Raw genomic sequence first — 25,420 nt, forward strand, 5'->3', positions numbered from 1 at the left:
GTGAATGCTATTCACTGCCCTTTTTCTCCATTAATCCGTAATAATCTTCCCGTAAATACCGCCTCCGCCTTTTTGCAGAGACAATGTACCACCCCGTGCCTGATAGATGAGCATGGCTATTTTTTCAGGAACTAGCCCCTTTAGCTCCTCCAGGCTGGCTTCATGGATGACAGCCATTTCTGAACCAAAACCAGCTACTAATTTATCCAATGTTCTCGGTCCTAGCCCTGGAATAAACTCAAGCGGGATATGATGAATATAAGGCGGTCTCTCTTGCAGAACATCTCCCAGCTCTGCATCTGCAAGATCATTGATACGTTCAGCTACTCCACGTGTCACCTGATTAGAGCCGCAATAAGGACAGCGCTCTGAATACACAGCTAGAGTTTCGCCGCAATTCTCGCAAACTGTTTCATGGTATTTACCTAAATACGGATTCAGTCCGTAATTAGCTAAAATGGCACGTCCTTCTTCTTGTTGAAGTGCTTTATGCCATTCGGTAAAGTTAGGCTCCTGCAGCAACAGTTTTTGATATTCACGAGCCAGCTTTGGCAACGAATGTGCATCACTATTTGTTAAAAAGGGATAGCGGTTCAGCTCGCTTAACTTGGATGCCATTGTCGTATCAGCACTGAGCCCCAGCTCAACAGCGTCAATCCAGTCTGGATTCAGAACCTCGTTTAGGCTCTTTAAGACCCCTCTGCCGTACAAACTTTTATGGGGAGTGAAAATATGTGCAGGGATAAATAACCCGCTCAAATCCTTTACTTTTTTCTGCAATACGGTAGCACTCTCATAAATACGCTGAGAGCTGAGAGTATTATTTTTAACTCTCGTTGCAAACCATTCCGAAAACAGCTTCATTTTTTCAAGAGTAGGAAAATAAGCCAGCACATGAATGGGCCCTTTGCAGTTTGCATCATTGATTTCAATCTCACTCCCAGGAATCAAAACGGTACCGTCTTTATGTTGAAGACCGCCGCCCTCGAGTTCTTTCATCTCTCCTTTTGCCATGAGCCCCTCAAGTTCTTCTATCACCTCAGGAACATGGCAGTCGATGATCCCAACCATATCGAGTCCTTTTCTTGTCGCAGCATATTCAAGAATAGTTGAAATCGTTAGGGTCCGCGCTCCTGTAATTTTGACAGGCTTCCCAGATTTCGTTCTCCCCACATGAATATGAAAATCCGCGTAATATGTCTTCATTTATTTAGACAGTGCCTCTTGGAGCTGTAAATATTGAACCGCATAGGCTGTTTTGGCATCCTGAATTCTCTCTTCTTTAATCAGTTCCAAAGCCTCTTCTAATGTGACTTCCATCAAGTCCACGAATTCATCCTCATCAAGGCCTCTTGCATCTTCCTTTTTAGAAAGACCCTTAGCCAGGTAAATATGTACAATCTCATCTGCAAATCCAGGCGATGTGTAGAGGGAAATAATATGTTCAATGGACTCGCAGGCATATCCGGTTTCCTCTTCCATCTCGCGAACCACACAATCTCTTGGATCTTCACCGGCATCCAATTTACCGGCAGGAATTTCAACTAACGCTTTTTCCATCGGCTTACGGTATTGCTCAACAAGCACGAGCTTATTTTCATCTGTAACGGCAATCACTGCGACCGCTCCAGGATGTTTAATTAATTCTCTGGTCGACGTCTTTCCATTCGGAAGAAGCACTTCATCCACACGTACATCTAAAATTCTTCCTTTAAAAATAGGTTCTGATTTGATCGTTTTCTCTTCATATTTGTACATCGTTAAATCTCTCCTTTTGTTCTAAAAAGCATTCCTCTGTTCATACATTTTACCATATAGCATGTCCAAAGGGGTGCGTTATGAAAATATGGATCAGTGACAATCAAATCATTTTGAGCGGAAAAGCTTGGGAAGTAAAAGAGAAATTAAAGCAATATAGCAATCAATATGTGTATGTTACGGACTGGCTGCAGGCCGCTCGGCAAATAAAATGACGGATTTAACTCCTTCCATTACAATAAAGAAAAGACACACTGTAATAGCGAAAGGAGATTTCCTGTGAAAAAGAGACAAATTGGAGAATCTGACTTATATGTTACGGAGATGGGACTAGGATGCATGTCTCTCGGCAAAGACGAAAAACAAGCCCGACTAATACTGGAGACAGCTATCGAACACGGAATCAACTATTTTGATACAGCCGATTTGTATGATTTTGGCCTTAATGAGGAAATGGTCGGAAGGGTGTTAAAACCATATCGACAGAACCTGATATTAGCTACAAAGGCAGGTAACAGATGGAATGACGAGAAAACTTCATGGTCCTGGGACCCTTCGCGAACCTATATTAAGCAGGCCGTAAAGGATAGCCTAAAGCGTTTACAGACCGATTATATCGATTTATACCAGCTTCATGGCGGTACAATAGACGATCCCTTGGATGAAACCATTTCCGCCTTTGAAGAATTAAAGAAAGAAGGCTATATACGTGAGTACGGCATTTCCTCCATCCGTCCCAATGTCATCAAGGAATTTGCAAACCACTCAAGTATCATATCGGTCATGATGCAATACAGTCTTCTCGATCGAAGACCGGAGGAATGGATGCCATTACTGGAGGAGCATCAAATCAGCATCATTGCTAGAGGCCCTGTAGCAAAAGGCCTTTTAACAGAGGAAATGTTAAATAAAGCTTCCGATTCTATCCGTGAAAATGGATATTTGGACTATACATATGAGGAGCTAGAGTCTCTGCTTCCATCCATTCAAGAAAAAATAGCGAGCCGTTCCATGAATGAACTGGCTTTACAATATATCCTCTCTTCTAAAGCGGTAGCTGCTGTGATCCCTGGGGCAAGCAGCGAAAAACAATTACTTGAAAATATAAAGGCTATAAACAGCAAACCGTTAGCAGCCGAAGAGCTGGAACTATTGCGCTCCTTAACTAAAGCAAATAAATATGAGACACATCGCGATTAAACGGGAATCAGGCTATTTCATCTAAATAGCCTGATTCCTTTTCTTATTTTTATCCTATACATAGAATAACCAGTCGAAATCTTCCCGTTGGTAATCACAATAAAAATAATCATTCGTTTTTGAATCATACACATAATCCTGCTGGCACTCTTCGAAATGGTCAACAATCCATTTCATGGCTGAAATAAATTGGTAGGCTTCCGCATTCGTCATGGTTGGATGAATGGAAAATCGAATCCATCCAGGTTTAACCTCTAAATTGCCCTGATCAACCAATTCCATGATTTGTTGGGAACTCTCCTTGGAGATTCCCAATAAATAATGCCCATACGTTCCCGCACAGGAACATCCGCCCCGTACCTGAATTCCAAACCGGTCATTTAATAGTTTAACAATCAGATTATAGTGTACCCCCGGAATCATAAATGAAATAATACCCAATCGTTCTTCTTTCTCTGGTTCGAGAACCTTAATTTCAGGTATGGATAACAATCCCGGAAGAAGGATGGAAAGCAATTCTTTCTCTCTTGCCAACATATTGTCTACCCCCATTTCCTCCTTTAGCCTTATACATAATGCTGTTCGAATGCATTGCAGGATTCCTGGTGTTCCACCGTCCTCCCTCGTTTCAATATCCTCATAATAGCTTTTGTTTCCCCACGGATCCGTCCAATTGACAGTGCCGCCGCCAGGATGATCAGGTATGTGGTTGTGATACAAATTTTTATTAAAAATTAAAACACCACTCGTACCGGGTCCGCCCAGGAATTTATGCGGAGAAAAACAAATCGCATCCAGCTGTTCTGCAGGATTCTCGGGATGCATATTGATATTTACATATGGAGCGCATGCAGCAAAGTCTATCACACAGATACCACCGTGCTTATGCATCACGCTTGCCAGTTCATGATATGGAGTAATGAGTCCGGTTACATTGGAGCATGCGGTAAAAGCACCGATTTTCAACGGTCTGTTTGAATACGATTGTAACTGCCGTTCTAATTGCTCCGGACTGACATTCCCTTTTTGATCAGGTTCCACGATAACTACATCGGAAATCGTCTCAAGCCAGGAGGTATGGTTGGAATGATGTTCCCGATGGGTAATAAATACAACCGGTCTTTCCTCAGGCTTTAGTTCAAGCCTCGATTCCCATTTTTCTGGTATGCGCAAGCCAAGTATACGTTGAAATTTGTTAATGACCGACGTCATTCCAAAGCCATCAAGAAGAATCGCATCATCCGGACCAGCGTTTACATGCTCTTTTATGATTTTCTTTGCATGATGATACGCATTCGTCATGAATGAGCCGGTTTGGTTTGATTCCGTATGGGTATTTGCCATAAACGGTCCAAATTCCTTCGTGATTTTATCCTCTATCGGTTTATATAATCTTCCGCTTGCTGTCCAGTCCGCATATATAATCGGCTTTTCTCCGTATGGGGTTGAAAACGTTTTGTCATTTCCTATAATGTATTTGCGAAAATCATGGAAATATTGCTCCAGCTCTCCAAACCATTCTCGCTGATGATTTCCAATTCTTGCCCTCAGCAATCCTGTTCACCTTCTATCTGCATAAGTCAGTAACAGTATATGAATAAAAAGCCTATTGGTTATTGCCGTGGAGAAAATAGTACTTTCTTACAAAAAAGCCCTATCACTTTTCAGTGATGAGGGCCTTCCATTATTCTTCCATTGATTTCTCAGTTTTAAATTTCCCTGTCAGAGCAATAAGTTCATTTGTAATTTGAGCAAGTCCATTAGCATATTCTGCTGTCTCTTTTACCATCGCATTCTGTTCCTCTGCGGATGCAGAAACTTCTTCAGCAGAAGCCGCTGATTCCTGAATGGTTGTGGATGTCTCTTCAATCATGCCCTCAACTCTTTTAACATCTTCATTAATCATTTGAAAGGACTCAGTTAATTTCTCTAAATGATTCTTTGTATACCCAACCTTTTCATTTATGATTGTCAGTGTACTGCTGCCTTCCATCACTGTTTCAACCTGAGTACGGAACTGATTTAAATTATTTTCCATAACGTTCATCGTGTTAAATGTGTCTTTTTGAATTTTATTAATTAAATCCTTGATCTCTTCAGTAGCTTTATTTGTCTGTTCGGCCAGCTTACGTACTTCATCTGCCACTACTGCAAAGCCTCTCCCTTGCTCCCCCGCTCTTGCGGCTTCAATAGCTGCATTCAGAGCCAATAGGTTCGTTTGGGCCGAAATATCTGTAATAAACCGAATTATATTTTCAATTTCATTTGCTCGTTCGCCTAAATGCTTCACTTGTTCGTTGGCATGAGCAATATCGTCACCAAGTGCTACTAATACCTGCAGTCCTTCGAGAATCATCACTTGTCCATCCCTTGCTATAAGTGATGATTCCTCTGCATTGCCCAATGTTTCTTTTGTAAAATAAGTCCCTGTTTCAACCTGTTTTGTAATATTCACCATTGTCTCAAAGATATGGTTAGCTTTATGTGATTGAGTATCAATTCCAGATGCGATATACGAAACAGTGGTGGCAATTTGATCAGCAGCCACACCGGTTTGCTGAGTACCCTCTGCCATCTTAACGGTATTGGCATGGATTTTATCAGATGATTCCTTGATGGCACCTATTAAGTACACAAGCTCTGTACGCATTTGTTCCATTCCACTCGCAAGTGTGCCGATTTCATCCTTTGTTTCTGCAACAATTGGTTCTGTTAAATTTCCCTTGGCAATCAACATGACTTGTTTAGATAACTTCTCTATTCCCCGAGTAACCGGACGTGTCACTCTATAAACCATGGTGTAACCGATCGCTAGGTTCATAACAAAAACCGTTAACGCAGTCGTTAAGGCCTTTCTCGTCTGCTCTGTCAATTGATTTATATCCTTATGAATTCCATCAACAGCCTGTTTCTGTAAGTCACCAAGCTGCTGTTCCATAGTTTGTTCAAATTGAGTAAAGATCACCTTAGGCTCATTACCAGCTTCTATCCCCTTTTCTGTGAAACTCTCAGCCATTAGCTGCCCGGATTGATAAAACTCGGTAAAGGAATCTGCTAATGAATCCAATTTTCCGGATGATACACCCAGTTTTTTTAAATCCTCGGCATGATTCTTAAATTCTTCTGCATACGTATCAGCCAACGAATAAGTATCAATCGTGTCCGAGCCTTTCGTAGCACTGATTCCTTTGAATACCTGCTGCACCTGAATAACATTGACTTTCATTTGATCTGTTAGTAGTACAATCTCTAAGGAACTCTTATTTATTTCCTGAATGCGCTTTTCATTCGAATACAGATTGTAAGCGAGAACAGCAGCTACTATTAAACTTAAAACAGTAACGCTGATAAAAGTGATAACAATTTTTCGCCTGATATTCATCTCTAAAATTCCTCCAAAAATTCCCGATATATCTTCCCGTTATCTATATCGGCCAGTTCTGCGTAATATGTAACCATTTTGTGGAGAAACCTATAATTTTTTGCAGAAATAATGGTAAATAGTGGTTAGAACTATTTACTTATACAAATAAAAAGACCACCCTGCTTTGCAGTGCCTCGAAAAGGTAGTGTTCAACTTCCTTTTAAGAGTGCATTACATTTAGGGTGGTCCCTTCCTTTATCCCTTAAACTGCTTCCAGTTCAGATTGCTCTCATTTAATAGCTCTTCAAAGCTTTTATTTTTCTCGCGGCGTTTTCGTTCCTCACGCTTTTGTTTTTCCATTTGCTGTATTCGACGTTGCTCTTCTTCCTTTAATTCACCTTTTTTATTCTGCAATTGGCTCAAAATATCTTGATTTAGCAGATCTCCCAAGCTAATTGAGCCATCATCGTTTTTCTTGGATGGTTTATGTTTCATCATCGGATATTAGCTCCTTTTTTCTTTCTATTATAATGGGTCAGTCAAATTAAGTCAGGTATGGTTTTAATACTTTTTAATAGCCTCTATTTCCTTTTTCCTATTTAAGGCAAAAATTGTAACTTTATACCATATTATTCATATAAATATGATATGATTTATTAGGAACTAAAGGAGGGGTATGATGGGCAGAGAATTTGACCAGCTATTTGATGAATGGGCTGCTAATTATGATGAAACGGTATCCGGTTCTGATGACCAATATACCGATGTTTTTTTACATTATGAACAAATCCTAGAAACAGTTGCATCCCATGCGGAAGGCTCTGTAATCGAATTCGGAGTCGGAACAGGGAATTTGACTGCACGGCTACTGGAAAAAGGAAACCAAGTTCTCGGAATTGAGCCTTCCACAGAAATGAGAAAAAAGGCAAAGAAAAAGCTCGGATCCTTATCAATTGTAGACGGTGATTTCTTTCACTTTCCGGTTGAAAATGGAGTCGACACATTTGTAAGCACCTATGCCTTTCACCATTTAACCGATGAGGAAAAAGAGAAAGCTTTTGCTCTATACTCCAATCTTCTAACACCAGGCGGAAAAATCGTTTTTGCGGATACGATGTTTTTAACGAAAGAGGATCAGCAGGCGGTCATTGATAACGCTGAGCGCAACAATTTCGATCGATTAGCAGAGGATTTACGAACTGAATATTACACGACGATCCCTTACTTGAAATCAATCCTGGAAAAGCATCAATTTCATGTAACATTTGAGCAGCTAAATACATTTGTCTGGCTCATGCATGCCACTAAACAATAATTAAACACTAGCATCTATCCCTATAGCAATATAGGGTTTTTCGTTTGTGAATCTGCCTATTATTTCAATGTTTGTTTTCTCTGCAGAATGGTAAACTAAAGGATGATAATGTGTTTTTCGGAGGGTTTCATTTGAAAAAGAAAAGATGGTATTTTATCTTCGGTGTCATGATTGCATACATAATCGGAATTGGCGTATTCTTCTCTAACATGCTGATGTATATGAAACGAAAAGATGTTGAGGTCGTTCGGAAACGTGAAATCGAGGCAGGCCGTTTTGACACTGCTTCCTTTCAAAAACTGCCTCAGGAGGAGAAATGGATTCAATCCAAACATGGATACCGGATTCATGCTATATTTGCAGAACCACATAAGGAATCAAAAAAATGGATGATCATTGCGCACGGAATCACTGAAAATAAATGGAATTCGATTCGCTATGTCAATTTATTTGCAAAAAAAGGATTTAACACCGTCATTTATGATCATCGCCGCCATGGTGATTCGGAAGGAAAAACAAGCAGCTACGGATATTATGAAAAAGATGATCTTGCCGCTATTGTTGATGAATTAAAGGCTCAAAAGGGTCATGATATTTTGCTTGGTATCCACGGTGAATCAATGGGTGCGGTCACCCTGTTACTATATGCCGGCACCGTTGAGGATGGAGCTGATTTTTACATAGCGGATTGTCCATTCTCCGAATTCTCCGAGCAAATAGCTTACCGCCTAAAAAAAGACTTTCGTCTTCCAAAATGGATGGTTCTTCCCTTCGGGGATTGGTGGCTTAAACGGAGAGATGGCTATTCATTTAGAGAGGTTTCTCCTTTAAAGGCAGTAGAGAATATTAAAAGCCCTGTTCTTTTTATCCATAGTTTAGAGGATGCGTATATTCCCTCAACCATGAGCGAGGAATTATATGAACACAAAAAAGGACCGAAACAGCTATACCTAGCCGAAAAAGGCCAACATGCCCAATCCTATAATACGAATCCTGAAGCTTATGAAAAAGTAATCGATTCTTTTCTTAAAGCACATGTGCCCCCTTTCTTCTAGGGTGGCACTTTTTTAATGGCTGTTTTCGTAAGGATTATTTTTGCTATTGTTCATTTAACTCGTTATTCAACTAAACCCCATTCGTATTATAAGGTTGACCAAGGATATGTTCTATTTTATTTTGACATTGATAACAACAATACCAATCAAAAGCCATAAAATATATAATGCAAATACGTAATAGAAAAAACTGTCCGGAACCAAAGGAAAAAAAACAGATATAATGCCCAGGCCAATAAATAATATGCCCGCATACTTTGAAAGTTTCTTTTTATCTTTAACCTGACCTTCCACATATCCTGCAAAAATATGAACTTTCCCCTTTCCCCAAATGATATAAGCAAGCAAAAAATGAAACCCTGCAGTGATAAGACCAACAAAAAGCTCCATCATTTCTCCTCCTTTTATACGGCATTTGTATTATATATCTTATAATAATTATTTCTTTCGCTAACCTGCCCCTACACAGCTCCTGATATTAGAACAATGCCCTAAGTAAGATAAGAACTTACTTTTTTATTCCATTTGTATTTCCGTAATGGTCAACAAATGATCTCAAGTCCTCTAATGTTGAGGATAAAAAAGTTTGGTCACATTCCATTTCAAAGTGTAATTCATTTTCCATATGTGCTTTTTCCTTAAAGTAACCTTGTAAAACAACTTGCCCCATTTGATTGAATACAACCTCTAATTTAAGAGAAGTTTCGTAATTCCAAAAAGTAGCCATTCCTTTAAGTTCACGATAGTACTTATCTAATTGCTTATAAAACTTATATATATCCCCAGTCGTAAACCACAATTCACCTAAGACATAATAGTTTCCGCTCTTAATTTCAACGATGCCCACAGCATTATAACCACCAAAATGACTTGTATCTTCAGGAAAACCACTTATATTTTGTGATTCAATTCGGATAAAGCCTTGATTGCCTTTAACAGTAAAACCATTCATAGTTTCAACTCGTTTCCCAGAAAGCTCATGTTCAATAATAACCATTGCGAATTCCATTTCTTCCTTAAGTGTTCAACAGAAAAGAACATTAATCCTCCCTAGATCTATGCTCCAGTTCGTTTTAATGCAACTCTCCACTATCTATCTTCCCTTTTCATCTAATCTATTGGTATAGAAATTAAAAACTTCTTCTGATTTTTCATATTCTACTAAAGTTCTATATCATATCCCTTACTTTTCGTATTACTGCCCCCCCTTAGTTAATTAAACATATGTAAAAATCAAAATATCGACATTACTTAACCATAAGAGATATGGGCTGTTCTTATCTAACACTTTAGAAGCTCGATGTATATCTAAAATTAATAACTATACTTCTTTACCTTAGAAATAGGTTCATTTTTGTATTACACAACAGAACCCGTTAAGGATACCCTCGCCTTACATATAATAAAACCGCCTATCCATTAGGCGGTTTTATACTTTATCATCAATTATTTTTCCCTAATTCCTCAAATATTCCAATCTTAAGCTTCACTTTTCCATTGTCATTTTCATACACATCTAATACAAACATTTTATAATCGCCGTAATTCTCATCAAAGAAATCTCTTGCGCTTTTTGGCATATAACAAATTTCTTCATAGTCTATTTCTAACGTGTCTTTGTCCTTTTCAAAATCATAGCCCGTATTTACTTCATTACCTACGTTATAAATCTCTGTAATAGCAAATTCATCCCTATGAGTGACAGTGAAAGTTTTAAGGGGTTTAGTGTCCTTGTAATAGTCCCATTCTGTTCTATCAGCTTCATTACAATATTTGCATTTTCTGTAGCCCATTTTTTCTGCTTCATCTGTTGCTATTGCTTTCCATCCTTTAAAATTTTCTTGATATTCGGCAGGCCAGTTCTTAAAACAATTAACGTGTTTATGATACGTTTTCCCGCCGTCAGATAACAAGCAAATATGGCTGTCATTAAGTGTTAAGTTAAGGTTATATTCCTTAGTTGTTCCATCTGAAAATGTAACGGTAACGGTTTCTTTTTCCAGCTTTTCAACCGGGCTTGATTGTTCAACAGGTTCAATAGATACAACGGGCGCTTGCTCTTGTTTTAAGATTTCAGCGTCTTGTGCAGTCTCATTTTTTGGCGGCATAACGGTCTGTATAGTTTCTTGTTTTATTGGTTCAGCCTCACGCGTCGTTTGTTGATTTCGATTTACTGGGCTTTCTTTTTGACGCTTAAAATATAGATACGCCGCCAAGCCCAAAATCAAAAGTAAAATACCAAGCATTTATCACATCTCCTTAAATATAATTACCATTTTGGTAAATACTAGCTCTGAAAATTTGTCCATGTCGAAAAAAGCAATTCTATTATTTAGAATCTCCTTTGATATCCTATCTTATGAGTTCTTTTATTACGCCCTATTTGTTTGATACTTCGTTGATCTTTACCAATCCAATTATAAGCCCATTATAAAAAGGCATTGACCTTCTTGAATCAATGCCTCCGTCAGCTGAATTAGAATGAGGTATTATTGTTCCTCTTCATTATATAATTCTTCAGCAACCTGCTTTATACGTTCCATTGTTACACCTTTTCTTTGTTAGCTAAGGGATGGTTAGTTGGTTCCATCTCTATGTAAGGGGGGATTCCAAGTGGTCGAGTGTGTACATTTATTTTTAAATTTACTGTATTGGGGTAACAAGAAATATCAGTTGATAACCAACCAAACATCGGTTCTAGTTTATCTTCTCTTCCTTCCACAGCCCAATATTCAATTGTTTTATTAAAATTTGTTTCACTCAATGAAACCCAGACATCCCAAATAAACGGTCCATCTCCGTCTTTCACAGGAATTTCTATACATCCACGTATAAAGAAATGTTCATCGTTCACTATGCACAAATCTTCATTCATTTCAATCCGTTCTTCTTGTTCTTCTAACGGTATATCGTAGCAATAGTCAGGAACAGGGCTACTATAGCTCATAGGGAGCTCATCGTGGAACTTTCCACAGCAGCCACATAAATAACCTTCATTATATTTACTCATTTAAATATCCCCCATAAAATCGTTTTCGATTAACTTTATCTCCCCGGATTAAAACCTTAATTGGTTTTTATATATGGATTAATACTAGAATCTCTTAGAGGGCAATATAAAATCACTTGGAATGTGGCAAACTATGCATTTATGTTCACTGTATTATTTTTTGGATTAGTAGGCAGTGGGGAAATTTCAACCTTAACGTTCCTCACAATCGCTATTCAGCATTTCTTTATCATTTATTTAACATTTAAAACAAACAACATATTTGTTAAAAATATGTATATTCCAGCTATCACGATCGGTTCATTATTCATGCTCTTAATCGGAGTTGATGTGTTTGATCAAACACCAAGCTACCAATACACGTTCTATTCAATAATGGCCATCGTATACTCTTTGCTTAGTTACGTGAAAAATAAAAGTCACACTGAACTAAAAAACATTTTCTTTGTTATTTCGATGTTCTACATATTTATACTGCTAAACGATATAGTGATTGATCCATCATCAAAATTAATCCTCTTTACCATGCAAGCCGTACTAGTTTACTATTTTGCTCAAATAAGGAAGAGTATATTAGGGACAATAGCTAGCATAATACTGCTCTTATCCGTATTGGTACAATTATTCGACAAGCCGGGATACATGCTATCACTAGAAACTGTTGTTGTATGGATGATCATAATCAGCTTCTTCTTTGTTCTCTATATAAAAGAAACAATAACAAAAATCATCGACAGAAATATAATGAAATCTACTTTACCCTATATAATAGAAGTATTACTGATCATATTTATAAGCAAAATGGCATACTATTTCACAGATGATTCTTCTTTAATGATTAAGAATATCGGTTTGTCATTATCTTGGATCATTATCGTTGGAGTAACATACGGGTTATTTAGTTACTTTAAAGAAAAAGTTTGGAAAAACATCGGCTTAATATTCCTGTTTATTACGCTATTAAAAGTTACTTTCTACGACCTATCAGGTATAGATGTAGTTTGGAAAGCAATATTATTCATCATACTTGGCGTAATTGGGCTGCTTATTTCTAAGGTGTTTTATACAAAAAAATGAGTGGGATTTCCCTTTGCTTTCGTTTAAAAAAAGGTTCAGTCAAAATTTCTGACTGAACCTTTTGAATTTTCTCCTTATAGAGCCTATTGAAAGATGACATTCATCATTGGATTTAAATACTGATTAGGGCTTTTCAGCTGATAGCTATTTGTACTGCTGGAATAATCAATAATAAGCTTTTCATCTAAAAAGATTTCATGATATTTATTTAACCATACAGGATAGGCATTGGTTTCCCATTTTACTTCTTGAGAAGTAGTTTCTTTAACAAAATATAAATTGGTTACACCGCTTACTACGCAGCCACAGCCTTCTGTTTCATACTTCAAACAAAATACGCCTTCTTGATCTGTCAGCTTGTCTTTTACCTTTTCTAATGCTGCGTCTGTCCATGTAATTTCCATCGCTGTCCACCATGCTTTCTCTCTATTTATCTCATAGGTTCCCTATTTCACTCAACCGGCAAACCTATTAATAAGCTAAATCCAAAATAAAAAAAGCAGCATTCAATGAACACTGCCTCTATGTCTTAAAAATGAACGTTCAGCTTAATGAACTGCTCTTGTATGTTTTTGTATTAAACTTTGTAAAGCCGCCACTGCTTCATCGCCAGTATACGTACCTTTATAACTGAAACCGTTCTCTTCGCAATATTTCTGCCCTAATGCTACAGCATCTTCTTTAGTCATTTCTTTTTTTAACTCTCCTATAACTAATCCATAAGGTGCTTGATAAATCGTGCTATATTTTTCTTTTTCCATTTTTCTTTACCCCTTTTGTTTTGATATCCCATGGCAAAGTTATCAGAACTGAAATCGATGTTAAAAATTCATTATCTGTATATTTCTTACTTCTAGGTCTATATACATAGTAAACTTTTTGTGGAATTTTGTCTAATATTTGCGTTTTCATGTCCTCAAAATTGGGTAGTAAAGTTTATTTAGAACAAAAAAGAAGAGCCATAACCAACATATGCATAAGCTTATAGCAAATTGCAGGCCATCAATTTTTCAATTGTACGTCCATAATTTCCTGATAAAATACAAAACAAACATCTCCGTCCTCATCAACGATATGAAGCTTTTGAGCCTGTTCATTGCAATAATGAATATGTCCTTCCACCGTACCGTACCGGCGACTGGCTGTACGGTAATAGCGGATCATCACAGGCTTCCCATATTCCAAAGCCTCCATAATTATCGTATTCATCGCTTCCACTTGCTGTTCATCAAGCTCATTCCTTGTTTCATAGCTGTCCTCATGTGCCCATGCTCTAAGCATTGTTACGTGTTCAGGCAGCATCATTGATGTCCATTTTATTTTTCCGCGATCTCGAATCATTCCCTGCAGCCTCCATTTCACTTGTCTGTTATGCTCTATGTCCTCCAACCAACGTACTTCGATGCTTGGCCGTTCCTGCCTCTGTATACGACACGGCACGTAAAATCGCATTCGATCCAAATTTTTTACGCATTCGATCCATCACAAAGCCAAGTTCGCGTTTGCGCCAGCTATCCTGGTCAAATAGACTGATTTGCATCTCTCGATCGGGGATAACATTCGAAAGTGTAATAGAAATTTTCCTAACTGTTTTGCCTGTATAAAACCGTTCAAACAAGGTTAAACACATTTCATAAATATCCATCGTAATATTGGTCGGCGTTTCTCTTGTCATAGAGCGATGAAATCCGCCTCCAAATTCATCCTGGCTATAATAAATTCCCAAGCTGACGGTTCTGCCCGCCATCCCGCTTGCACGTGTTCTTCTTGCTACTTCCTCACTCATTTCCAGAATGACATGCTTGATTTCCTCAGGCTTTTTATAATCACGCAGTAATACCTGGCCTTTTCCAAAGCTGATTTGTCCTTCCATAATCGGAGCACCGATATCCGATAAATCAACACCCCAAGCATGGTGGTACAATTGATTGCCCATAATGCCAAACTTCTTTTCAAGCGTCTCCAGATCATAACGCGCCAATTGACCGATTGAAAAAATCCCCATTCCATTCAGTTTCTTTTCCATCGGCTTTCCGATTCCCCACATTTCGCTCAAGGGGGATAAGGGCCATAATTTTTCTGGTACATCCTCATAGGTCCATTGGGAGATTCCTTTTTTCTTGGCCTCCAAATCAAGACACAGCTTAGCAAGCAGCATATTCGGACCGATTCCAATCGCGCATGGAAGCTGGAATTCCCGATCAATTTCATCCTGGATTTTTTCAGCAATTTCTACGATATCTCCCCATAGACGAGTGGTCCCATCCACCTTTAAGAAGCTTTCATCCACACTGTACGTATGAATTGCGCTTTTAGGTACATATCGATTGAATAAACGGCTGATTTCAGTAGAGATACGCAAATACGTAGCCATATTAGGATTAACCTTTATAATGCGCGGATCATCCGGAATCTCAAACAATCTCGAGCCTGTCTTAATGCCAAACTCTTTCTTCATTTTGGGAGATGAAGCCAGCACCACACTGCCGCTCCGTTCCGTATCACTCACCACAGCCAAATAACATTCAAGCGGATCCAGTCCCATCATCACCGCTGAACAGCTGGCAAAAAAACTTTTCATATCCACGCACATAACATAATGATGCGGTAAAGTACTGTAATCAATCATGTTAAAACCTTCTTTTAAATAGAATGTATGTTCGTCTTTATTATATTCTTAATGATAAGCGAATATACGTTCGTATTCAATGGAAAATTATTTACAATTTATGTATAAGAGCATGGAAGCGTGCAAATACTTTAAGACAACGGACATAGTTCACCATAAAAATTTACGAAAACGTTTTAAAAACAGTCGCTTCATCTACTATTATTTTCACTTTTCTCCTTTTCAATTCGCTCATAAATAAGTAAATTAGAGCAATTATGTTGAGTTTCGTTCAATTATTACGAAAATCGCTCAATTCCACTCCATTTCCGCTCGATTATATGGAATTCCGCTCAATTAATATCAATTTCCGCTCAATTCCTGCGAAAATCGGCTGGATTACTAGACTAATCTAGCTTATACAGTCATTTAGTCACTCAAATTTTGACTCGTAAGTCTCGAAAACTCTTAATTTAAGATCTTTTTGCAAAAAATAATAGAAAAATTGATTACTAATCTATTTGAAGGGTTATATAGAAGGATGAACGAACTATGTTGGTTATTTCATCATGCAATGCTTTTCAATCATATAGAAAAAATATGATAGAGCCATGATTAGCAAATCCTAAAGCATAATGAATTCAAAATCTTCGAAAAAGATATATAATAGCAGTGTAAGAGTGATTTTCAAAGAAGTAATCTGATATATTTTCCAGAAAAATAAAAATAAAAGGAGAATGATCACATGATTGTTGTTCAAAACAAAATTAAAACCAAACCAGGTTTCGCAGAAAAAATGGCAGGCCGTTTCACTTCCGGTAACGAATTAGATAAATTTAAAGGATTTGTTAAAGTAGAGGTTTTACTTACAGAGGGCCTGACAGAATATGATGAGATAAGCGTCAATATGTACTGGGAGGATGAAGAAAGCTTCCTTGCCTGGAAAAACAGCGACTCCTTCAAAAAAGCGCACAAACGTCCGGAAGGCAAACCGGATGAAGCTAAACAGGACTCTCCTATGTTAGGAAGCCAACAAACTACATTTAGAGTAGCGTCTGTAAAAGAAGCAGCTCCAACAAAATAATGTACGCAAAAGGTCTTTCCAAAAACTTAGGAAAGACCTTTTATGCTATATTCTATCAATATAATCATGCTCAATTGTATTAATTAGCAGCAAACTCACGCACGGATAATCCAAAATCCATTTCCTTGGTTATAGCTTGCAACTGATAATAGTCACGCAGTTTTTCAACAATCTCTTCGGGTGGTTTTGCATGATAATACCCTTTTCGCGTAGTCGTCATACCACTAATTTTCTGCAAATCGACAAGTGATTCACACATTTTAATGGCCGAGCCGAATGAATCGATAATCGGGACATCTTCAATATGATGAATACCGTGGGTTGCTAAAAATATATTCATCGGACCTTCTCCAGGAATAATGACATCTGCCCCTTCGGCAATAGCTGTTTTTGCGGCAGCTTTAAATTTCTCCAAAATCGGCTCAGGATTTTTAAATCCTTCCAAAATATCATAAAATCCAATATCCGCCTGAATAATCGGGCCCAATTTTTGTTCAAGACCATATTGCTTCGCATTAAAACGTAACTGATCTGCCAGTGGAGCTAAAAAATTCACGATGCCTATTCTTGTTCCAAGCATTGAGGCAATATGCATGGATGCCTGGCCGTAGCCAATAACCGGGATGTCCACTAATGAACGAGCCTCAATCAAGCCGACATCCGGTATGGTAGCTATAAAAACAGCATCATACCCTGCCCTTTCAGCAATCAATGTGTTTCGAATAAATTGCTCTTTATGCAGGCTTTGCAGATAGTTGTAGGTAATATAGTGCCCCGGGTATTGAGCAGGATAAGTCTCCTTTGTCATTCCATGTAAGACGATATCAACATCTGGTCGAGCAATTTTGGATACATGCTGTATGACCGCATCACGATATTCAGGTATGTCTTCAATGGAAGTTAAGCTTTGATGCCAAATTTTCATCGCGCTACCTCCTCTTCCTTTATTCGAAGGGCTTGTTCAGCAGCAATACGTCCAAAAATAGCTGCCTTTCCGAGCGAGCTCCCTGTCATATAACCCGCTCCATGGAAGCCACCCACCATTTCTCCGGCTGCATATAATCCTTTAATTGGGTCGCCGAACGGATTTAAAACTTCTGCATCCTCGTTTACACGAACTCCTGCATATGTAGCGAGCATAGCAGTCACTGTTTCCATTGCGTAAAAAGGACCGGTTTGAATCGGGGGTGGCTTACCAAATGTATGGGTCAATGTGTTACGACCGAATGGGTCATCACTGGTAATAAGATGCCTATTATATGAGTCAATCGTTTGGTGAAGAGATTGACTTGGGAGACCTGTTTTTTCGGCCAATTCCTCAAGTGTCTCAGCCTGGATAATTAAGCCTTCATTAAACAATAATTGAAAATCATATAGCGCATCATGTTCGACACCCTGATCCATAACCGTTTGATCCCAAACTTGAAATGTATGTTGATTAGGCTGCTGCAATGCAGCATCACCCAATAATTTGTAGGAAATCGACTCATTAACAAATCGTTTCCCCTGTTCATTCACAATGATGCCGCCTTTATAAAAGGCATGAGCCTGCCGTTTCTTTTGATTAGTAGAACTCGGATGAAAGCCGTATGTTCCTTTTAAGTATGGAAAATCCTCTAACCAGGCACCTACGGAAGCTGCTAATTTAATGCCATCTCCATGGTTCCCTTCTCCACCTAACCTGATTGTGTGTTCAAGCTGTGGTGCAAAGGCTCCTAATAAATCTTCACTTTGTGAGAATCCACCTGCGGTTAAAGCGACCCCTTTAGATGTATAGCATTCCTTTTGCTCGCCATTTTGTTGATAAAGTACACCCACTACTTTTTGTTGCTCAGTTAGCAAACGTACGACAGGACTATTAACATGCAGTGAAACACCATTATTCAAAGCATGGTTTTTCAGTGTTTGAATGGCCTGATCAGGAATGATCGTATGCCCCCGAGGGCTTGAATGGCCACTTACGGCCTGACAATTTTGAAATATTACTCCATGTGAAACTAACCAGTTATAAGTGGAAAGCTGATGTTTCCCATATGCCTGAACCAGATTTTTATCATTTTTAAATTGACCGACAACATACAAATCATTCATCAAACTCTCGGTAGTATCACTTATGCCAAGCTTACTTTGAAGTTCTGTTTCAGCAAACGCCATAAAACAACCGCTAAGCAATGAACTGCCACCGATGTCTGCCTGCTTTTCGAAAATGACAGCATTGGCACCTCGCTCTGATGCCTCAACAGCTGCACAAAGACCTGCCATGCCAGCACCAACAATAATCAAATCAAACTGATTCAAAAAGCTACACTTCCTTTACTGCCTCGACTACACTTAATCCTGCCTCACAAAGCTGCATATCATGCGTATAGTGACCGCCGCTGACGCCTATTCCGCCTACACACTCACCATTAACGTGAATTGGATAACCGCCGCCAAAAACGACCAGGCGATTGGTATGTACTAAACCTGTCATTAAAGGTGGATCATCTTTTAAGCGATCATACCACTCATGGGTTGCACGATTGTATGCTGCAGCTGAAAATGCCTTGTTTTGAGAAATCTCCAATGCCAATACAGGTGCTCCATCCATTGCTGAAAATGCTTTTAAATTACCTGCTTTATCAACAATAGAAATCGCAAATTTCATTCCCAGTTCTCTTCCCTTTTCCTCTGCTTTTTCAAGCATAGCTTTGGCTAGTTCCAATGTAATCGTTTGTTGCGTGTAAGCATAAGTAAATTCTTTCATGATCCTATCCCCTTTATTATTTATTTTGCTATACCGACAGGCGTTCCGGCACCAAAAGCCTCAACCGAAGTAGCGGTAATAGCTTTGCTTTTTGGCAGTGCTAAATCAGCTATAACATGAGCAATATCAATCGGCTGCAGCCAGCCTGTTTTATCAATGTTAGTCCCCAATGCATCCGTCATTTGTGAGTCTACCGGACCGGGGCAAACTGCATTAACGCGTATGCCAAAAGGTTTCAATTCTTCTCCCAATGCCTTTGAAAAACCAATAACTGCATGCTTAGAGGAAATATATGCACTGCGATTGGGACCGCCTTTTGTTCCCCAAATGGAAGAAATATTTATAATAATCCCTTCCTGGCGATTTTTCATCGAGTCCACAACCTCACGGCAGAAATAATATGGTCCGTGTACATTAACATCAAACATGTTCATCCATTCTGCGGTTGTCGTTTCTGTAAATGGCTTTAGCAGCATGGCACCTGCATTGTTAATTAATATATCAATCGGTCCCAATTGCTTGTTAACCTCATATACGGCTTTTTTTACTTCCTCTTGATTGGCTACATCACAAGATACAGCTATCGCTTTTACTGAATAGGTTGTACGAATAAAATCAGCAACTTTTTCACACTCTTCCTGATCCAGTGCACAGATGGCGATATCCGCGCCACGAGAAGCCAATAAAGCGACGGTTTCTTTACCAATTCCACGGCTTGCACCTGTGACAAGAGCCACTTTTCCCTTTAATTCCACCCAATCATCTCCTTTTTACCGGGTTGTTTGGAAACTGGAAATATACGAGACCGCATGTTTACCAGCCCGTCGACCAAATACCAGACATCGAAGCACAGATGTACCACCCGGATATTTCCCGTAGTATACGCCTGAAGTTTCACCAACTGCATATAAACCCGGAATAGCAATATCGTCTCCCGTTAACACCCTTCCATCTGTATCAGTAGCTAATCCGCCATTTGTAAACACATTGCAGCAATGAACTGGGTAAGCAATATAGGGGCCTTCGTTGATAGGAATGGACCAATTGGATTTATTTAAAGTCAATCCATTGGTTGCTAATCCATCTAACCGGTTATAGATAAATTCACCTTCCGGACAAGCGCTATTAAATTCCTCCACCGTTTTTACGAGATTCTCTGAATTCACATTTAGTTTTTCGGCCAATTGTTCAATAGAATCAGCGACAACTGCTGGTATATCTGTCTGAAGTGCTTCTTCATAGTTTGGAATCGAATACATTTTTTGATCTGTAATCATATAGGCAATATGATTTTCACAGGTATAGAAGATTTTACGGGCCACTTCTTCATATTGTTCATCAATGGTGGTTACACCCTCATCCGTAAAACGCTCTCCATTTTGATTTACTAAAATAGCATACGGAAACAACATGACTCCGGCTTCCTCACGTTTACTGCGTGGATCAACCGTTTCAGCGTGGAAGGAATCAAATTGGCCATTCCCCGCTGCCCCAATATTTAAAGCCATTCGAATAGCTTCACCTTTATTAAAGAGCCCTCCTTCTGATACGGGAGGTATTTTATGAGCGTCATGGCCTATATACTGGGCCATCATTTCTTTATTTCCCTGAAATCCACCAGCAGCCAAAACAACAGCATTTGTTTTCAAATGCATACTGCTTCCATCTGCAGAACGTACGAAGATTCCGTTAATAGCTCCTTCATCATTTAGGGACAAATTCCAGGCTGCTGCTTCATAAATAATTTCTACTCCCAAAGCACGGGCACGCTGACTTAGGGTATCGATGATGGCACGTCCACCCCCAACAGGCAGTAAACGCGGACGTGAAGCTGTCAAAAACATGGTTGGCAGAAAATCAAAATCCACCCCTTTTGATTCAACCCAACGCAGTGTCGGTCCTGCTTCGCTTTGTAAGGTCTCTGCATATTCGCGGCCCATCGCTTGATCCGAAAAATTCAACATGTCTTCAACGAAGTTTGGAGCAGGTGTATCAATGTTTTCCATGCGCATATAAGCTGCTGTCCACCGTGTATTCCCGCCTCGTTTTTCAAATGGCGCACGTTCGAGAATAGCAATTGACATATTTTCTCCTGATTCTTTAGCCTTTTCAGCAGCCGCCAAAGCCGTGGCTGTTCCGGCTGCACCACAACCAACAATAATTAAATCGTAATCTACTTCAGTCATCTGGAATCACCACTTTTTAAAGATTCAGAATATTTTACTTCCAATTCATTTATTTCATGTAATTTAAATAACTCCTGTCTTGTTTTCCATGAGCATATATAGTCATGAATATTTTCTTGTGATTGGTCCTGCTGCAACACTCGCAGTGCATCCATTGCCCCTTTAATGGCACCTCGTAACACTGTATTGGCACAAAGCACAATTTTATATCCCATTGCCTGGGCTTCTTCTTTTGAAATAAGAGGTGTTTTACCGCCTTCCACCAAGTTTAATATTAAAGGAATATCCGGCACTAACTTTGGAATGGATGCTATCTGATCGATGGCAGTTGGTGCCTCAACAAATATGGCATGTGCACCAGCTTCCTTATACGCATTCGCTCGGTCAACCGCTTCTTCAATCCCATGGACCGCCAGTGCATCTGTACGCGCGATAATCGCAAAGTCTTCATCGGCCCGAGCATCAAGGGCTGCTTTTATTTTTCCTATCATCTCCTCTTTAGAGATCACTTCTTTTCCATTAAAATGACCACATTTTTTGGGCATCACCTGATCCTCGATCTGAATGGCTGCCGCACCGGCACGCTCCAATATTCTGACCGTTCTTTGCATGTTAATGGCATTGCCAAACCCCGTATCTGCATCCACTACAAGAGGAACAGTTGTTACATCAGCCATCCAGGCAACTACCTGTGCAATTTCTGTTAACGTGGTTAAACCAACATCGGCCCAACCTAGCTGGGCATTTGATATTCCTGCACCTGTCGCATATATAGCTCCAAATCCAGCTTCTTCGACTAATCGGGCAGTCATCGCATCATAAGCACCTGGCAAAATAAATGTTTCAGAACCATTTAATAAATGTTGAAACTGTTTTGTTTTTGATATCATATCAGTTCAATCCCTTAACTAATTACTTGTTCATGCTTGGTTACTCGCTGATGAAAAATGATTGTACAATCTTGATTGGAGAATTCTCGATTAAAAAGTATAGTGTGGCAATCCTGTACATAAATTGTTTGCGAAACCATTCTTACTTCAAAAATAATGCTTACATAATACAGACCTTTTTCAGGAAGTGTATAGTACGGCGCAACGCCTTCTTTAAAGGAGTATTTGACTTGATAAGGCTTGCCCAGTAACTTTGTGACGGTGTCGATCTGACCATTTTGAAGAAGTTCCCGGATGTTGGTTGAACTCACCTTTGAGCCATACATCTCAAACTTTTCAACAACTTCAATACCAATCTTAAACTGACTGTGCGGGGCAATCGTATGAATGGTGCCAGCTCCCCTTTTACCATAGGTGTAATCAAAGCCAGCCACAGCATGTTTCACTTGCATCTTCACTAAATATTCTTGTACAAATGTTTCTGGTGAAAGAGCAGCAAAGTCCTTCGTGAACTCAGTAATATAAAAAATATCTACACCCAACTCTTTTAGCCGCTCTGCCTTTTGTTCCATTGGCATTAAATAATCAACTTCCTGGTTTGAAAACACCGTTTTGGGGTGTGGAAAGAAACTCATTACGGCAAGAGAACAATCTTTCTCATTTGCTATTTCTTTAGCACGCATAATTACTTTTTGATGACCTCTATGAACTCCATCAAAAAATCCTAAAGCCATGACATTCTGCTGACTATTCTCCTGCACTATGGATAGATTTTTCTCGTTGACAATAATCGTTTTCATATTCCTCCCCTGCCTTTTTAGGTATTACCGCGCTTCGATAGTAATATTGTTAAGCTCTTTATCCTGGACGGTATCTCCCCAATATGTGTTACATAATGAGCGTTCTTCCAATGTCCATTCAACCGGCTCCCAGTCTGGTTCAAAAATTAAATAACTGCCGGAAAACAGTTCCACCCGGCAGCCACTGCCCGGGTCCATGACATATAAGTAAATTGCTTGTGATGCACCATGTTTTCCAGGACCGATAAACGTCATTCCGTTTTCTTTTAAAATATCAGCTGCACGTAAAATATCCTGCGAATCATCCAACCAGTATGAAATATGGTGTAGGCGTGCAGGGGTTGGTAACGTGTCTTTCTTTAATAAGGCAACATCATGTACCAATGCGGTAACACTTAACCATCCTGCCAAAATCCCCTCATCCCCACGCATATACTCTCTCATATTGAATCCTAAGACATCGATTAAAAAGTCATAAGATTGATCAGCATCAGTAGATGTGTGTATATTAACATGATCAAAACGACGTGGAGAGATCCCTTTCCTCCATGACTTATAAACTTGATTTTTCAAAACGGAAGCATGCCCATTGAGTGCCTTTGGCTTTTCAACATCATAATACAATTCAAAAGTATGGCCACTTGGCATTTTAAAACGTATGGACTCTCCAATACCTACTGTTGTCCCTTTTGGATATTCTGTTACTTCAACCTCTTGATCTGCCAGCAGCTGTTTAAATCCCTGCAGACATTGAGGTGTTTTTGTACGCCAGCCGATCCGCTTAATGTAACCGCTGTCACCAGCTTCGACACTTAATGTATGATGTTGAAAATCACTGTACGCGCGTAAATAATGGACACCATCTACTTCTTCTGTTTCTTCCAAACCAATGACTTCTTTAAAAAAGAATAATGACTTCTCTAAATCACTTGTCACAAGTGCAACATGCCCAAGCTTTGCAATTTCCGGCTTCATCTTCTCCATGACCTCCTTGCTACAATTCTATTTATCTGAGCCTTCCGCTTACTTCGTTTTAATCTTACAAAACAACAATACGGATAGCTACACAGCATTTTTCTTAAAACTAATTGATTTTCCATAAAAATATACCGAATTTTATCTCTTACTATTTTCATTATTCAGTGCAAATTCATAGTTTGCTACACCGATAGATTCAATCTTCATTTGTAATAAATAACCCGCAAACGGTTCCTGCTTCACTTTTTCTTCAGAAAGTGGTTCATAGGCCGTGGTAACAAATAAGGTATCCATTTTCTCTCCGCCAATCGTACACGAAGATATATGGGATAAGGGAATCACAATTTCCTTAATAACCTGCATCTTCCTCGGATTGATACAAACAATACGAGTCGGCTTTTTTGAAATGGATGCCACAATTCCACCTTTAAAAAGGGAAACCCACAAGTTTCCCTCTCCATCTACTGCCATGCCAGCAGGAAACCCTTCATCCATCTCAAATGTATACACAATTTTTTCAAATTGAATCTGATCGTTTTCCATAAGTTGATATTGGTAAATAGAGTATTTCGACGAATCAATATGATAAAATTTATTTGTTTTCCTGTCCCAATCTAATCCATTAGATAGCGTGATTCCATCCACTTGTACTGAAACATTACCGAACGTATTTATACAATATAATTTTGAATTCGAAAAAGGATATTGCGAAAAGGCAGTATGAGGTGATTCTTTAAAGCTTTTAAAAAAGCCATCCGATGAACCAACCCAAATTTGTCCATCAGGTCCACACTTTCCATCATTTAAATAACACATATTATTCCATGATTCCTGTATAACAAAAGGAGACTTAATTCCCTGTTTAAAGTTTAAATGATATAAACCGTCTTTATATATACCAATAAATCTTCCATCCTTTAATGGAATGATCGCCTTAATCCAGCCTAAAGCATCATATACATTCTCTTGTTCAGTTGCGGGATTATACGTAATAATTCGTTTAGAAGCGATATCCAGCCACATAATTCCATACGCTTCGTGCCAAATGGGGCCTTTACCAAATTTGGCACGATACTGTCCACATTTTTTCATATTTTCATCACCTACGTTTATGGATAGTGTGTCAATTTAATCGAAGTTCTTCTATTCACCATCCCTCATTAAAATTTAACTGCATGAAATCCATTTACTCGGATGTCCGTGCCTTACAGAAGCCATCATCACCATAATCTAAAAACCAGTAAAGTATTTCCCCTACCACCTGAAACCTTATCTGCCAATTAATCTTACAAATGGTAAAATTCTTAGCGGAACTACCATTCATGATTCAAAAAATCGATAGAATTTGA

27 protein-coding genes and 1 pseudogene are annotated in these 25,420 nt (G+C 38.9%); 6 read left to right on the top strand and 22 right to left on the bottom strand.

What is annotated here, in order from left to right; all coding sequences use genetic code 11:
• Positions 1–30 precede the first annotated feature (30 nt).
• Complete coding sequence (locus tag F7984_RS11885) at positions 31–1,206, bottom strand: endonuclease Q family protein (RefSeq protein WP_140461618.1); 1,176 nt, start codon at positions 1,204–1,206, stop codon at positions 31–33.
• Positions 1,207–1,758 (bottom strand): NUDIX domain-containing protein, encoded by a 552-nt coding sequence (locus tag F7984_RS11890; protein ID WP_139891700.1) that lies wholly within the window; start codon positions 1,756–1,758, stop codon positions 1,207–1,209.
• A gap of 80 nt (positions 1,759–1,838) precedes the next feature.
• Between F7984_RS11890 and mciZ the strand changes: the two genes are divergently transcribed.
• Positions 1,839–1,973: a Z-ring formation inhibitor MciZ gene (gene mciZ, locus F7984_RS11895; protein ID WP_077248152.1), complete on the top strand. Its 135-nt coding sequence runs from the start codon at positions 1,839–1,841 to the stop codon at positions 1,971–1,973.
• A gap of 64 nt (positions 1,974–2,037) precedes the next feature.
• Complete coding sequence (locus F7984_RS11900; RefSeq protein WP_139891698.1) at positions 2,038–2,958, top strand: aldo/keto reductase; 921 nt, start codon at positions 2,038–2,040, stop codon at positions 2,956–2,958.
• 54 nt (positions 2,959–3,012) lie between these two features.
• Here F7984_RS11900 and F7984_RS11905 read toward each other — a convergent pair whose 3' ends face one another.
• The 3 genes from F7984_RS11905 to F7984_RS11915 all read right to left on the bottom strand — a co-directional run bounded on the left by F7984_RS11905 (position 3,013) and on the right by F7984_RS11915 (position 6,820).
• Complete coding sequence (locus F7984_RS11905; protein ID WP_140461619.1) at positions 3,013–4,512, bottom strand: aminotransferase class V-fold PLP-dependent enzyme; 1,500 nt, start codon at positions 4,510–4,512, stop codon at positions 3,013–3,015.
• A gap of 130 nt (positions 4,513–4,642) precedes the next feature.
• Positions 4,643–6,340 carry a methyl-accepting chemotaxis protein gene (locus F7984_RS11910; RefSeq protein WP_066107687.1) on the bottom strand — a complete coding sequence of 566 codons (1,698 nt, stop codon included), beginning with the start codon at positions 6,338–6,340 and terminating at the stop codon, positions 4,643–4,645.
• 237 nt (positions 6,341–6,577) lie between these two features.
• The gene (locus F7984_RS11915) at positions 6,578–6,820 is read right to left on the bottom strand and encodes a YqkE family protein (RefSeq protein ID WP_306821548.1); all 243 of its coding nucleotides are present in this window, start codon (positions 6,818–6,820) and stop codon (positions 6,578–6,580) included.
• A 181-nt stretch (positions 6,821–7,001) separates the two neighbouring features.
• On the opposite strand from F7984_RS11915, the gene F7984_RS11920 reads away from it, so the two are divergent.
• Both F7984_RS11920 and F7984_RS11925 read left to right on the top strand, forming a co-directional pair.
• A complete protein-coding gene (locus F7984_RS11920) occupies positions 7,002–7,637 on the top strand; it encodes a class I SAM-dependent DNA methyltransferase (RefSeq protein WP_139891998.1) in 636 nt (211 codons plus the stop codon).
• Positions 7,638–7,768: 131 nt separating this feature from the next.
• Entirely contained in the window at positions 7,769–8,692 is a 924-nt protein-coding gene (locus F7984_RS11925) for an alpha/beta hydrolase (protein ID WP_308810535.1), read from the top strand.
• Between the two features lie 111 nt (positions 8,693–8,803).
• Here the strand turns inward: F7984_RS11925 and F7984_RS11930 are convergent, their stop codons facing one another.
• The 4 genes and pseudogenes from F7984_RS11930 to F7984_RS11945 all read right to left on the bottom strand — a co-directional run bounded on the left by F7984_RS11930 (position 8,804) and on the right by F7984_RS11945 (position 11,702).
• A complete protein-coding gene (locus F7984_RS11930; RefSeq protein WP_151675523.1) occupies positions 8,804–9,082 on the bottom strand; it encodes a DUF3784 domain-containing protein in 279 nt (92 codons plus the stop codon).
• A gap of 118 nt (positions 9,083–9,200) precedes the next feature.
• Entirely contained in the window at positions 9,201–9,689 is a 489-nt protein-coding gene (locus F7984_RS11935) for a WapI family immunity protein (RefSeq protein ID WP_140461621.1), read from the bottom strand.
• 445 nt (positions 9,690–10,134) lie between these two features.
• Positions 10,135–10,938, bottom strand: a complete 804-nt coding sequence (locus F7984_RS11940) for a hypothetical protein (RefSeq protein WP_140461622.1) — start codon at positions 10,936–10,938, stop codon at positions 10,135–10,137.
• 243 nt (positions 10,939–11,181) lie between these two features.
• A pseudogene (locus F7984_RS11945) lies at positions 11,182–11,702 on the bottom strand (DUF2199 domain-containing protein).
• A 60-nt stretch (positions 11,703–11,762) separates the two neighbouring features.
• Between F7984_RS11945 and F7984_RS11950 the strand changes: the two are divergent.
• Positions 11,763–12,779: a glycosyltransferase family protein gene (locus tag F7984_RS11950; protein WP_140461623.1), complete on the top strand. Its 1,017-nt coding sequence runs from the start codon at positions 11,763–11,765 to the stop codon at positions 12,777–12,779.
• 83 nt (positions 12,780–12,862) lie between these two features.
• On the opposite strand, the gene F7984_RS11955 is transcribed toward F7984_RS11950, so the two are convergent.
• The 4 genes from F7984_RS11955 to F7984_RS11970 all read right to left on the bottom strand — a co-directional run bounded on the left by F7984_RS11955 (position 12,863) and on the right by F7984_RS11970 (position 15,408).
• Positions 12,863–13,183, bottom strand: a complete 321-nt coding sequence (locus tag F7984_RS11955; RefSeq protein ID WP_066107713.1) for an iron-sulfur cluster biosynthesis family protein — start codon at positions 13,181–13,183, stop codon at positions 12,863–12,865.
• Positions 13,184–13,327: 144 nt separating this feature from the next.
• On the bottom strand, positions 13,328–13,540 hold the full coding sequence (locus F7984_RS11960; RefSeq protein WP_140461624.1) for a hypothetical protein: 213 nt from the start codon (positions 13,538–13,540) through the stop codon (positions 13,328–13,330).
• A 241-nt stretch (positions 13,541–13,781) separates the two neighbouring features.
• A complete protein-coding gene (locus tag F7984_RS11965) occupies positions 13,782–14,120 on the bottom strand; it encodes a YolD-like family protein (RefSeq protein ID WP_066107721.1) in 339 nt (112 codons plus the stop codon).
• 28 nt (positions 14,121–14,148) lie between these two features.
• On the bottom strand, positions 14,149–15,408 hold the full coding sequence (locus F7984_RS11970; RefSeq protein ID WP_140461625.1) for a Y-family DNA polymerase: 1,260 nt from the start codon (positions 15,406–15,408) through the stop codon (positions 14,149–14,151).
• Positions 15,409–16,132: 724 nt separating this feature from the next.
• Here F7984_RS11970 and F7984_RS11975 point away from each other — a divergent pair.
• Positions 16,133–16,471: a heme oxygenase gene (locus F7984_RS11975; RefSeq protein ID WP_140461626.1), complete on the top strand. Its 339-nt coding sequence runs from the start codon at positions 16,133–16,135 to the stop codon at positions 16,469–16,471.
• A gap of 79 nt (positions 16,472–16,550) precedes the next feature.
• Here F7984_RS11975 and F7984_RS11980 read toward each other — a convergent pair whose 3' ends face one another.
• From F7984_RS11980 to F7984_RS12020, 9 genes are all read right to left on the bottom strand, one after another.
• Complete coding sequence (locus tag F7984_RS11980; protein WP_140461627.1) at positions 16,551–17,396, bottom strand: aspartate/glutamate racemase family protein; 846 nt, start codon at positions 17,394–17,396, stop codon at positions 16,551–16,553.
• Positions 17,393–18,769, bottom strand: coding sequence for an FAD-dependent oxidoreductase (locus F7984_RS11985; RefSeq protein ID WP_140461628.1), 1,377 nt, complete (start codon positions 18,767–18,769; stop codon positions 17,393–17,395). Before F7984_RS11985 ends, F7984_RS11980 begins: the two co-directional genes overlap by 4 nt.
• A gap of 4 nt (positions 18,770–18,773) precedes the next feature.
• Complete coding sequence (locus tag F7984_RS11990) at positions 18,774–19,217, bottom strand: GlcG/HbpS family heme-binding protein (protein WP_139891677.1); 444 nt, start codon at positions 19,215–19,217, stop codon at positions 18,774–18,776.
• A 20-nt stretch (positions 19,218–19,237) separates the two neighbouring features.
• The gene (locus tag F7984_RS11995) at positions 19,238–19,972 is read right to left on the bottom strand and encodes an SDR family NAD(P)-dependent oxidoreductase (protein ID WP_139891675.1); all 735 of its coding nucleotides are present in this window, start codon (positions 19,970–19,972) and stop codon (positions 19,238–19,240) included.
• A gap of 15 nt (positions 19,973–19,987) precedes the next feature.
• Entirely contained in the window at positions 19,988–21,403 is a 1,416-nt protein-coding gene (locus F7984_RS12000; protein WP_140461629.1) for an FAD-binding protein, read from the bottom strand.
• Complete coding sequence (locus F7984_RS12005; RefSeq protein WP_225983586.1) at positions 21,400–22,293, bottom strand: isocitrate lyase/PEP mutase family protein; 894 nt, start codon at positions 22,291–22,293, stop codon at positions 21,400–21,402. The genes F7984_RS12000 and F7984_RS12005 overlap by 4 nt, the downstream gene beginning before the upstream one ends.
• Before the next feature lie 14 nt (positions 22,294–22,307).
• Positions 22,308–23,093 carry an FAD synthetase family protein gene (locus F7984_RS12010; protein WP_140461630.1) on the bottom strand — a complete coding sequence of 262 codons (786 nt, stop codon included), beginning with the start codon at positions 23,091–23,093 and terminating at the stop codon, positions 22,308–22,310.
• A 24-nt stretch (positions 23,094–23,117) separates the two neighbouring features.
• Positions 23,118–24,068 (bottom strand): VOC family protein, encoded by a 951-nt coding sequence (locus F7984_RS12015; RefSeq protein ID WP_140461631.1) that lies wholly within the window; start codon positions 24,066–24,068, stop codon positions 23,118–23,120.
• A 141-nt stretch (positions 24,069–24,209) separates the two neighbouring features.
• A complete protein-coding gene (locus F7984_RS12020; RefSeq protein ID WP_139891667.1) occupies positions 24,210–25,163 on the bottom strand; it encodes an SMP-30/gluconolactonase/LRE family protein in 954 nt (317 codons plus the stop codon).
• Positions 25,164–25,420 lie beyond the last annotated feature (257 nt).

It is taken from the genome of Pradoshia sp. D12, from assembly GCF_008935075.1.
GTDB lineage: Bacteria > Bacillota > Bacilli > Bacillales > Pradoshiaceae > Pradoshia.